The sequence below is a fragment of the Heliomicrobium undosum genome (assembly GCF_009877425.1).
Classification (GTDB): domain Bacteria; phylum Bacillota; class Desulfitobacteriia; order Heliobacteriales; family Heliobacteriaceae; genus Heliomicrobium; species Heliomicrobium undosum.
Window position 1 is genome coordinate 262,804 of the sequence record NZ_WXEY01000003.1, and the last position, 11,644, is coordinate 274,447.

At 61.5% G+C, this 11,644-nt stretch carries 10 protein-coding genes; all 10 read left to right on the top strand.

What is annotated here, in order from left to right:
- Positions 1-11 precede the first annotated feature (11 nt).
- The 10 genes from fabK (at position 12) to smc (ending at position 11,640) form a co-directional block, all read left to right on the top strand.
- The gene (gene fabK / locus GTO91_RS05040) at positions 12-968 is read left to right on the top strand and encodes an enoyl-[acyl-carrier-protein] reductase FabK (protein ID WP_161255765.1); all 957 of its coding nucleotides are present in this window, start codon (positions 12-14) and stop codon (positions 966-968) included.
- Positions 968-1,879: an ACP S-malonyltransferase gene (gene fabD / locus GTO91_RS05045; protein ID WP_161255768.1), complete on the top strand. Its 912-nt coding sequence runs from the start codon at positions 968-970 to the stop codon at positions 1,877-1,879. Before fabK ends, fabD begins: the two co-directional genes overlap by 1 nt.
- Positions 1,880-1,927: 48 nt before the next feature.
- The gene (fabG, locus tag GTO91_RS05050; RefSeq protein WP_161255771.1) at positions 1,928-2,674 is read left to right on the top strand and encodes a 3-oxoacyl-[acyl-carrier-protein] reductase; all 747 of its coding nucleotides are present in this window, start codon (positions 1,928-1,930) and stop codon (positions 2,672-2,674) included.
- Positions 2,675-2,695: 21 nt separating this feature from the next.
- Positions 2,696-2,926 carry an acyl carrier protein gene (acpP, locus tag GTO91_RS05055; RefSeq protein WP_161255776.1) on the top strand — a complete coding sequence of 77 codons (231 nt, stop codon included), beginning with the start codon at positions 2,696-2,698 and terminating at the stop codon, positions 2,924-2,926.
- 144 nt (positions 2,927-3,070) lie between these two features.
- Positions 3,071-4,015 carry an NAD(P)H-dependent flavin oxidoreductase gene (locus tag GTO91_RS05060; RefSeq protein WP_161255778.1) on the top strand — a complete coding sequence of 315 codons (945 nt, stop codon included), beginning with the start codon at positions 3,071-3,073 and terminating at the stop codon, positions 4,013-4,015.
- Positions 4,016-4,033: 18 nt separating this feature from the next.
- Entirely contained in the window at positions 4,034-5,281 is a 1,248-nt protein-coding gene (gene fabF, locus GTO91_RS05065) for a beta-ketoacyl-ACP synthase II (protein ID WP_161255794.1), read from the top strand.
- A gap of 96 nt (positions 5,282-5,377) precedes the next feature.
- Positions 5,378-6,085 (top strand): ribonuclease III, encoded by a 708-nt coding sequence (gene rnc / locus GTO91_RS05070; protein WP_161255797.1) that lies wholly within the window; start codon positions 5,378-5,380, stop codon positions 6,083-6,085.
- A 4-nt stretch (positions 6,086-6,089) separates the two neighbouring features.
- A complete protein-coding gene (locus tag GTO91_RS05075) occupies positions 6,090-7,241 on the top strand; it encodes a radical SAM protein (protein ID WP_161255800.1) in 1,152 nt (383 codons plus the stop codon).
- Between the two features lie 416 nt (positions 7,242-7,657).
- A complete protein-coding gene (locus GTO91_RS05080; protein WP_012283228.1) occupies positions 7,658-7,918 on the top strand; it encodes a stage V sporulation protein S in 261 nt (86 codons plus the stop codon).
- A gap of 149 nt (positions 7,919-8,067) precedes the next feature.
- The gene (smc, locus tag GTO91_RS05085; protein ID WP_161255803.1) at positions 8,068-11,640 is read left to right on the top strand and encodes a chromosome segregation protein SMC; all 3,573 of its coding nucleotides are present in this window, start codon (positions 8,068-8,070) and stop codon (positions 11,638-11,640) included.
- The last annotated feature ends 4 nt before the right edge of the window (positions 11,641-11,644 follow it).

Genomic DNA, 11,644 nt, shown 5'->3' on the forward strand with positions numbered 1-11,644 from the left:
GGAGGAGTCTCGTGAGAACCGTTTTGTGTGATCTTTTGGGAATCCGCTATCCCGTCCTGCAGGGCGGGATGGCCTGGGTGGCCACGGCGGAACTGGCGGCAGCCGTCTCGGAAGCCGGCGGTTTGGGCATCGTCGGCGCCGGTCAGGCGCCAGCCGAATGGCTGGATAATGAGATCAAGAAGATCAAGGCGCGCACATCGAAGCCCTTCGGCGTCAACGTGATGCTCATGTCCCCCCATGTGGACGCCATCATAAATCTGATTATCGAGCACCGCGTTCCGGTGATCACCACCGGCGCCGGTAACCCCGGCAAGTACATCCCTCGCCTGAAGGAGATCGGCACGAAGGTCATCCCCGTCGTCTCCGCTGTGGCCCTGGCCCAGCGTTTGGAGAAGTCCGGCGTTGACGCGCTGATCGCCGAAGGGATGGAATCGGGCGGTCATGTAGGTGAACTGACGACGATGGCCCTCGTGCCCCAGATCGTTGACGCCGTCAAGATCCCTGTCATCGCTGCAGGCGGCATCGCCGACGGGCGCCAGTTTGCGGCCGCCCTCAGCCTGGGCGCAGTGGGTGTGCAGATGGGCACCCGGTTCATGTGCGCCACTGAATGCACCATCCACCAGAATGTGAAGTCCATGGTGCTCAAGGCCAAGGACCGCGACACCGTCGTCACCGGGCGCCCGACGGGCCATCCCGTGCGGGTGCTGAAGAACAAGCTCGTTCGCCAGTTTGAAGAACTGGAACGGCGGGCCGCGTCGGCGGAGGAACTGGAAGCCCTCGGCGTTGGCAAATTGCGCAAGGCCATGGTGGAGGGCGACGTGGAGATGGGGTCCGTCATGGCCGGCCAGGTGGCCGCCATGGTCTGCCGCGAGCAAAGCGCAGCTGAAATCATCGAGGAGATCATCGCCGAAACGGGAAAGGTGCTCGTCCGCATGGGCGGCATGGCGGCAGGATCACAGGAGGCATAATGACACAGACACTGTTCATGTTTCCCGGGCAGGGATCCCAGTTTGTCGGCATGGGGGCCGATCTGGTCCGCGACTACAGCGAAGCCCGCGAGGTTTTCGCTGAAGCCGACGATACACTCGGTTTTTCGCTCAGCCGGCTCTGCTTCGAAGGACCGGAAGAGGAACTGCGCCTGACGGCCAACACCCAACCGGCGCTCTTAGCCACCTCCATCGCTTACTTCCGGGTGCTGGCGGCGAAAGGGTGGAAGGCCGACTGGGCGGCCGGCCACAGCCTGGGCGAATACTCGGCGCTGGTGGCGGCAGGCAGCCTGACACTGGCAGACGGCTTGCGCCTCGTGCGCCAGCGTGGGCTCTTCATGCAGGAGGCCGTGCCGGCTGGACAAGGGACGATGGCGGCCATCATGGGCCTTGAGGCGGAAGCCGTGGAAGACGTCTGCCGGCAGGCCGCAGCCGCTGTTGACGGGGTAGTCGAACCGGCCAACTTCAACGGCGCCGGTCAGGTGGTCATCGCCGGAGAGCGGTTGGCAGTCGAGAAGGCGATGGAACTGGCCAAGGCGGCCGGCGCTAAGCGCTCCATTCCGCTGAATGTGAGCGCCCCCTTCCACTGTTCCCTGATGCAGCCGGCGGCGGAGCGCATGGCCGGTTTGCTCCGGACGGCGGCCATCGCCGATCCGGTCATCCCGCTGGTGGCCAACGTGACGGCGGCGCCTGCCCGCGACGCGGAAGCGGTCCGGGAAAACCTGATCCTCCAGGTGGACCATCCTGTCCGGTGGGAGCAATCGATCCGCTTCCTCGCCGACCAGGGCGTCACCCGTTTTGTCGAGGTCGGTCCGGGGAAGGTTCTCTCCGGTTTGGTCCGCAAGATCGCCAAAGGGGCTGAAGTCCTCGCGGCAGGCGATATCCAGGCCTAGGACAGGCCTGCCAAAAGGTTCTTGCAAGTTAGGGGGAGAGTGGATAAAATGGGTGTAGACAAGCGGGCGGCCTTGATTACCGGCGGATCGCGCGGGATCGGACGAGCCATCGCCCTGCAACTGGCGGCCAAGGGTTATGCCGTGGCTGTCAATTACGCCGGAAGCGCCGACAAGGCCAACGCCGTCGTTGACGAGATCATCTCGGCCGGGGGCGAGGCCTTCGCCGTGCAGGCCGACGTGTCCCAACCGGAACAGGTTGACGCCATGATTCAGAAGGTGCTCGACACCTTCGGACGGCTCGATGTGCTGGTGAATAACGCGGGCATCACCCGGGATAATCTGTTAATGCGCTTAAAAGAAGACGATTGGGACAATGTGATAGATACCAATTTGAAAGGCGTCTATCTTTGCACCAAGGGCGTCGTCAAAACCATGCTCAAACAGCGGAGCGGGCGCATTGTCAATATTACTTCCGTTGTGGGCCAGACGGGCAACGCCGGTCAAGCCAACTACGCCGCCGCCAAAGCCGGCGTGATCGCTTTTACAAAGACGGTGGCCAAAGAAGTGGGATCCCGCAACATCACGGTCAACGCCGTGGCGCCCGGATACATCCAGACAGACATGACGGAGAAACTGCCGGTCGAGGCGCGGGAGAATTTCGTTCGATCCATTCCGTTGGGACGGATGGGGCAACCGGATGATGTAGCGAAAGTGGTCACTTTCCTGGTTTCTGAAGATGCGGCATATATTACAGGCCAGACGATCAATGTCGACGGCGGCCTTGTGATGATCTAGTATTTAAAGGAGGTGAAAGACGTGTCATCCATTTTCGATAAAGTCAAAGCCATCGTGGTCGAACAATTAGGAGTTGACGAAGAAGAAGTCAACATGGAGACTTCTTTTGAGGACCTGAACGCCGACTCTTTGGATATTGTTGAACTGGTTATGGCGTTGGAAGAGGAATTCGATATCGAGATTCCTGACGAAGATGCAGAAAAGATCAAGACCATCGGGTCGGCTGTAGAGTACATCAAGGAAAATCAGTAATCAAAAACCCATAAAAGAGATGTAATTCGGAAGTCCCGTAGCGTTACGGGGCTTCCTGCCTATAGAGGATAGGCCCCGTTTCTTCGCAACATATGCAGCGATACATCCTTGGGTATATCCAAGGGGCATTGGGGGAGTAATTCGGTGAAGCTTCCGGAGTTAAAAATCGGCCACCTGGTGGCCAAGCTGCCCATCGTCCAGGGCGGTATGGCGATTCGCATTTCCACGGCGCCCTTGGCGGCTGCCGTCGCCAACGAAGGCGGGATCGGCCTGATCGCTGCGACCGGCATGACGCTTGATGAACTGAGAGAAGAGATCCGGGAGGCCCGGCGTCGGACCCAAGGGATCATCGGCATCAACTGTCTTTTCGCTGCCCGCGAGTTTCCCAGTCTGGTAAAGACGGCCATCGAAGAAGGCATCGATCTCGTCGTTTCCGGGGCCGGTTTTTCCCGGGATATGTTCCAGTGGGGGAAGGAATCAGGCACCCTGATCGTCCCCATCGTCTCCTCGGCGCGGTTGGCCCGGATGGCTGAAAAACTGGGCGCCGCCGCCGTCGTTGTCGAAGGCAAGGAAGCCGGCGGGCACCTGGGCACCGACGAGCCGATGAAGAAAATACTGCCGGAAGTGGTTGCAGCCGTTGACATCCCGGTCATCGCTGCAGGCGGTGTCATCGACGGTCATGACATCGTCGAGGTGTTGAATATGGGCGCCAGTGGGGTGCAGATGGGCACCCGTTTCGCCGCCAGTGAGGAATCGGCGGCTGCGCCGGAATTCAAAGAGTTGTATTTGCGCGCCACCCATGACGATGTGATTCTCATCGACAGCCCTGTGGGCCTGCCGGGACGAGGCCTCAAAAACCCCTTCTGGCACAAGTTAACCGGCGGGGCGGACTTTTCGCCGAAAAAATGCGTTGCATGTTTGAAGCACTGTTCCAAGTGGTTCTGCATCGTCGAGGCGCTTGATAAGGCACAGAAAGGCGATCTTGAAACAGGTCTCGTCTTCTCGGGCGAGCATGTGGAGCGGATCAAGGAGATCCTGCCGGTTCGCCAGATCGTACAGAACATCCTGCAGGAAGTGGAAGCGTATTAAGGAGTGTGTGCACACATCATGAGCAAGCGCGTGGTCATCACGGGTGTCGGCGTGGTATCGCCCGTAGGGACAGGCAAGGAGAAGTTTTGGTCCGCCCTGACCAACGGCGTATCCGGCATCGGCCCTGTCACCCGTTTTGACGCCAGCGATCTTCCGACCCAGGTTGCCGGTGAGGTTAAAGATTTTGAACCCACCCAGTTTCTCGACCGCAAGGAAGCGCGGCGGATGGATCGCTTCTCTCAATACGGCGTGGCGGCGGCCAAGATGGCCATCGAGGATGCCGGTTTTGATCTCGATACGGTGGACCGGGACCGCTTCGGCGTCGTCCTGGGTTGCGGCATCGGCGGTATGGAGACCTTCGAAGATCAGGCCAAGGTGATGATGCAAAAAGGTGTCGGCCGGATCAGCCCTTTCTTCGTTCCCATGATGATCTCCAACATGGCCGCCGGTTATATCTCCATGAACCTCAACCTGCGAGGACCGAGCGAGACGGTGGTGACGGCCTGCGCCTCGGCGACGAACGCCTGCGGCAGCGCCTTCCGGCTCATCCAGCGCGGCGACTGCAAGGCCGTGCTGACCGGCGGGACCGAAGCCTCCATTGTCCGGCTCGCCTTCGCTGGTTTCTGCGCCATGAAGGCCATGTCCACCCTCAATGAAGAGCCAGCCAAGGCCAGCCGCCCCTTTGATCGTGACCGCAGCGGTTTCGTCATGGGCGAAGGCTCCGGCATCCTCGTCTTTGAGGAACTGGAACACGCCCTTGCCCGGGGCGCCCGCATCTATGCGGAGGTGGTCGGCTACGGTTCCTCCTGTGACGCCTACCACATCACCGACCCGGCGCCGAACGGCGAAGGGGCCGCCCGGGCCATGCAGGCCGCCCTCGATGACGCCGGCCTGAAGCCGGAGGAGATCACCTACATCAACGCCCACGGCACGGCGACGGAGAAGAACGATTACTTCGAGACGCTGGCCATCAAGTCCGTCTTTGGCGAAGCGGCGAACAAGGTAGCCATCAGTTCGACCAAGTCTATGACGGGGCACCTCCTCGGCGCCGCCGGCGGTGTCGAGTTGATCGCCTCCGCCCTCGCTGTCCATGACGATATCATCCCTCCGACGATCAACCTCGAAAACCCCGGCGAGGGCTGTGATCTCGATTATGTTCCCCGCGAGGCGCGCAAACTAACGGTGGATACGGCCATTTCCAACACCTTTGGTTTTGGCGGACACAACGCGACCATGGTGATCCGCAAGTACCGCCCCGGGGAGTAACCGGCGTCCTGATCCGCCCTGTTCAAGCGGAAGATTTTTGCAAAGACTCCCCGTGCCCGCTTCGGGTCACGGGGATCTTTTGTCTGAGGTGAACCCATGAAAAGAGCACCCAATCACCCAGCCGAACTGGCCCGGCGGATCGGCATCGCCGGCGAAGACCTGGCGACGCTGGAGATGGCTTTGACCCATCCCTCCTTCGCCTATGAGAATCCCCAGGCGCCGCAGGAGCACAACCAGCGTCTGGAGTTTCTAGGCGACGCCGTTCTCGGCCTCGTCATCGGCGAGCAACTGTTTGCGCGCTACCCGGCCTGGACGGAGGGGGAACTGTCACGCCGGCGGGCCGCTGTTGTCTGTGAGGCCAACCTGGCCGACGGGGCGCGCCGGCTGCAACTCGGCGCCTGGCTGAAGCTGGGCCGCGGCGAGGAGGCCAGCGGCGGGAGAGAGAAGCCGTCGATCCTGGCGGACGCCCTGGAGGCGGTCATCGGCGCCCTCTTCCTTTCGGGGGGCGTTGAGGCGGCGCGCCGCTTCATCCTCGACCTCTTCGGCGATGCCCTGGAGAATGCCCAGAACCTGGTCAGCGGCGACAACAAGACGGCCTTTCAAGAGTGGGTGCAGCGGACCGGCCCCGCCGACATTCGCTACTGCATCGTCGACGAGAGCGGTCCCGATCATGACAAGCGCTTCGTGGCCGCTGTCATGGTCAACGGGACAGTGATCGCCGACGGCCAGGGGCGCACGAAAAAAGAGGCGGAACAGCAGGCGGCCGGCCGGGCTATGCGGGAATGGGCCGGCAGAAAGGGATGATGGCGTGATCATCCCTATTTTTATCCCCCAGTTGGGCTGCCCCGGCCGCTGCCTCTACTGCAGCCAGGAGGGGCTGACAGGGGAAGCAGGACTGCCGGGACCGGAGCGTGTCGATGAGACGGTCCGGCTCTACTTGGGCAGCCGGATGAATGCCGGGCCTGCTGCATTTGCCGGGGCTGTAGTGAAGGGGGAGGTTCACGAGATCGCCTTTTTCGGCGGCTCCTTCACCTTGCTCCCCGGTGATATCCAGGAGCGTCTGCTGGCTGCGGCCCAGCGGTGGCTCGGCAGGGAGGGGATCGGTGGGCTGCGGCTGTCGACGCGACCGGACGGCATCGACAGGGCGACGGTGGAACGCCTGCGCCATTATGGGGTGACCGTGGTGGAGGTAGGCGCCCAGTCCATGCATGCCCCGATCCTGGAGAGGACCGGCCGGGGGCACGGTCCCGCCGATACGGTCCGGGCGGTGGACCTGTTGCGCCGGGCTGGGGTGCAGGTCGGCATTCACCTGATGACCGGGTTGCCGGGTGATGACGAGGCCGGTGCTTTGTCGTCGCTTCAGGAGTGTCTCTGGCTAAAACCCGATTTTTTGCGCATCCATCCCACCCTTGTCTTGAAAGAGAGCCCGCTGGAACGCCTGTGGCGGGCTGGGGCATACCGACCCTGGGGGTGGGGGCGGATGTTGCGCTTATTGTCGCGCATGGCGGCCCTCTGCGCCTGTCACCGCGTTCCGGTGGTCCGGTGGGGGCTCATGCCTGGCGAACTGTGCGACCGGGCGACCCTGGCGGGTCCCGCGTCACCTAGCCTCGGCGAATGGGTGAGGCGCTATCTGGCCTACCGGTACACGCTGGCCAACGTGGCTGCTCTTCTTGCCGGCGGCGGTAGCGGTCTGCGTTCCGGCGCCTGTTGTTGCCACTTGATTGTCCCGCCGCAGGATCTCTCCCTGGTCACCGGTCACCGGCAATGGCTCCTGCGACAGGTTAACGCCGCTGTTCCCTTGACGATTTCAGGCGTGACGCCACTGGATGAGTCGGGCGCTCGCGTCCGTTCCACCGGTGTGATGCCCTTTCAAGGGGATTGGCGGTTAGCCTGCGAGGGACGGACACTGTGTCATTTTGACCTGGAGGCGTTTATATCTGCATTGCGGGATCAAACATGAATCCAGTGAAACGGTCATACCACCGTCATGGCCTATCAGGCGGCGGGATATGATGAATAAGGCCTTTTGCTTATACGTGTCGTTGTTGCCGCCGTGGTTACGGCGGTTTCTTTTTTTCGCCTATCCCTGCTTGAACGGTTATTGCGATGGCAAAATGTCTTTCATCGATGATTGAACTGAGTTGGCAACTGGTAGGTAAACTCGAATTATGATGTTTTTTGACGAACAAAAATACAGGCTAAAAAACAAAAATTTGAAAAATGTACAGGTGATGTGGAAGGAAAATGCAGGATATTCGCATAGCAATAGAGAAAAGACATCATGCGACGTTAGGCCGAATCAGCGTTAAGCTGATACCCCACATCTTGAACCCAAGGGAAAAACATAACAAATATGGCTAGGAGGGAACTGTGTAAATGGAAGGACTCAAAGTATCGGCGCAATCCAATCCCAAATCGGTAGCTGGAGCATTGGCCGCCATCCTCCGTGAGAAAGGTCGGGCCGAGATTCAGGCGGTGGGGGCTGGGGCCGTTAATCAGGCGATCAAGGCCATCGCCATCGCCCGGGGTTTTGTCGCTCCGAACGGCATCAATCTGATCACCATCCCTGCCTTTGTGGAGATCGCCATCGATGGGGAAGAACGGACGGCCATCAAGTTCATCGTTGAGCCTCGGTAACGACGACGACTACATAAAAACCGCATAAGTGGCTGTATGATCCAAGAGGGCTGTCCGGCAACGGGCAGTTTTTTCTTTTATGCGCCTTTCTTGTTCCCCCCAGGGGCCTATGCTACAATGGAGAGGAATTTTTCGGGAGGAATCGGGAATTGGTTCTTAAACGCATAGAATTGAACGGTTTTAAATCTTTTGCCGATAAAACAGAAATCCTGCTTTCCCCCGGCTTGACTGTCGTTGTAGGGCCCAATGGCTCTGGGAAATCGAATGTGGCCGACGCCATCCGCTGGGTGCTGGGGGAACAGAGCCCCCGGTCGCTCAGGGGCTCGAAGATGGAAGATGTCATTTTCGCCGGCTCTGATCGCCGCAAGCCGGTCGGGATGGCTGAAGTTTCCCTTACCCTGGACAACGAAAAAGGGATGCTGCCTGTCGATTACCGAGAGGTGACAGTGACCCGGCGCGTCTTTCGCTCCGGCGACAGCGATTATCTTCTGAACCGGAGCCCCTGTCGCCTGCGGGATCTGCAGGAGCTTTTTTCTGATACGGGTCTCGGCCGCGAGGGCATTTCGATCATCGGTCAGGGGCGGGTTGACGAGGTGCTGTCGTCCCGTCCCGAGGATCGGCGCGCCCTGATCGAGGAGGCGGCTGGCATCGTCCGCTACCGCAACCGCAAGCGGGAAGCCGTCAAAAAATTGGAGGAGACGCAGCAGCACCTGATCCGCCTAGGCGATATCATCGGAGAATTGGAACAGCAGTTGGCCGCCATCAGCAGCCAGGCAGAACTGGCCCGGCGCTATCAGACCCTTGAGGTCGAACGGAAAGAGGTCGAATTGGGGCTGCTCGTCGTTGACTGGGAAGAGATGACGGCGACGATGGAGCAAACCCGGCGGGAACTGGACCGTTTTTCGGCGCTCCTCTGGGAAAAGGAAGTCCAGTTGGCCACTCTTGAAGGCGCTGAGGCGGACGCCGCGCTGGCGGCCCGCCAGGCAGAAGAGGCGCTCATGGCTACCCGCCAGGAGGCCCACCGCCGATCGGAAGGCGTGATCGCGCTGCAAGGCCGGTTGAATGTTGTCCGGGAACGGATCAAGGGGCTTGCGGCGCAACTTCAACTGTTGACAAGGGAACAGGAACAGTCCAGGTTGGCGCTGGCCGAATTGCGAAACCGGGAAGGGGAGCAGCGGGAACGGCGGCGGCTGGTGGCTGAGGAATTGACAGCCTCCCGGCAGGAGGTTGACGCCCGGCTCGCCCGCAGCGCTGCCGCACGGGAAGCCGTGACCGCTGCGGAAAAGGAGATCGCCGACCTCCGGCGGAGGCTTTTCGATTCAGCCCAGGCTTTGGCGCGCTTGCGGACGCAGTTGCATGAGGCAGACCTGCGCGCCGCTCGTCAGGAGGCCCAGGTCCGCCGTTTGGAAGAGGAGCGGGAGCGTTCTCGTTCCCGTGCGTCTGAACTGGAAGGGGAGGCGGACCGCCTTCGCCAAGAGGCTGCCGCCAGGGAACGGCAAAGGGCGGACAAGCAAGCCGAGCGAGACGCCGGCGCGGCGGAGAAGGCGCAATGGAGAGGACAGTCGAACGAACTGGATCACCGGCTCAGCCAGACGATGCGGCGCTGGCAGGAGGTCTCAGCCCGGCGTAAGGCCATCGAGGCGATGGAAAAGACCTATGAAGGATTCGCTTCCGGCGTTCGCGAGGTGCTGGCCCAGGTGAAGGCCGGCAACCCCCAGTTTCAGGGGATCATCGGCGTCTTCAGCGACCTGATCGAGGTGCCGCCAGGGTTGGAGACGGCGATGGACGTGGCATTGGGCGGCGGGATGCAGAACATCGTCACTGAGGATGATCAGGGGGCGCGGGGCGCCATCGAGCATCTGAAGCGGACGCGCAAGGGACGAGCGACCTTCCTGCCTTTAAAAAGCCTCCAGGTTTACGGTGGTCCGGGACGGGAGGTCTTGAACCAGCCGGGTGTGATCGGGTGCGCTGCCGACCTTGTCCGTTGCGCGCCCGCCCATATGCCGGCCGTTCGTTTCCTCCTGGGCAGGACCTTGGTGATGGAAAACCTGCAGGGCGCCCTCCAATTCGCCCGGCAGACGCGCTACCAGTGGCGGATCGTCACGCTAGAAGGCGATCTGCTGCAGCCTGGCGGCAGCGTGACCGGCGGCAGCCAGGGTCAAAGGGGTGGTCAGACCTTCCTGCGCCGGCGCGAGTTGGCGCTTCTCGCCGAAGAGGAGCAGACCTTGGGGCTGGCGATCAGCGATCTCAAACAGCAGCGGGAGGAGGCGGCCGAGCAGATCGGGCGCCTGGAAGGACAGATCCAGGAGCGGGAAAGGGCGATCACCCATCTGGATGCCGAAAAGGCGGCCAATGCCGCCGATCTCGCCCGTTTGCAGCGGGGGATTGAGCAGGAGGCGCGCCAGACCCGCGGCGTCGAGGGCGAACTGGCGATCCTGCAAGACGATCTGACGAGTCTGATGGCGGAAAAGGCGCGCTTGCAGGATGAAATGGCTGCCGGAGAGGCGGAAGCGGGGAACCTGGAGACGGCCATGAGCGAGCGCCAGGCCGAACTGGAACGCCTGCGCGCAGCAGGGGAAGATGACCGCGAGGACCTCACCCGTTGGCAGTTGGCTCTCGCCCGGCTGGAGGAGGAGATTCGAGGCATCGACCAGTCCCTCGCCGCTCTCCACACAGAGATCCGCAAGAACGAAAAAGAAATCGGCGAGAAGGAACAACGCTGCCGGACGGCGAACGGGGAAATGGCCGCTTGCGCCGAAGAACAGGTTCATATGGAAAAGGATTTGGCTGCTGCTGTCGCCGAAGAGGCCGACGCCCTGGAACAGGCGCGTCTGCGCCAGGAGGAGCAGGCCGAGGCCGATCGCCGGCACAAAGAGACGGTGGAGCGCCGCAAAGCGGTGTCGGCGGAGGTTCAGCCCCTCCGGGAGAAGGTGCACCAGCAGGAGGTGCATTTGGCCCGTCTCGACACCGAGAAAGACACCCTCACGCAGCGTCTCGCCGAGCAGTGGGACTTGTCGCCGGAGCAAGCCCGTGAGCGGGGCCGCCGGCCCGAAGACCGCCGGGCGGCGCAAAAGCGGTTGAATCAACTGCGCGCCCAGCAAAAGGACATGGGACCGGTCAACCTCTTGGCTATCGAGGAGGAGGAGCGCTTACAGGAGCGCGCCCAGTTCCTCTCCCGCCAGCACGAGGACCTGATGGCGGCGAAGGGAACGCTGGAACAGGTGATCGCAGAGATCGAAGGGATCATGGTTCGCCGCTTCGGCCAAGCCTTTGGGGAGATCAACAGCCGCTTTGGCGAGGTCTTTGCCGACCTCTTTCAGGGAGGGAGGGCAGAACTGGCCCTCACCGCTCCCGGCGATCTGTTGACAACCGGCGTGGACATCCTCGCCCAGCCGCCAGGCAAGAAGCTGGTCAACCTGTCCCTCCTCTCAGGCGGCGAACGGGCGTTGACGGCCATCGCCCTGCTCTTCGCGCTATTGCAGTTCCGACCGAGCCCCTTCTGCGTTCTCGACGAGATCGAGGCAGCCCTCGACGAGGCCAATGTGGCCCGTTTTGGCCGTTACCTGCAGAGTCTCTCTGAAAAGAGCCAGTTCATTGTCATCTCCCACCGTAAAGGGACGATGGAAAGCGCTGACTACCTCTATGGCGTGACGATGCAGGAGGCCGGCGTTTCCAAACTGATCTCGGTGCGCATGACCCGGCCTGACGAGAACAGCGCCTGAGGAT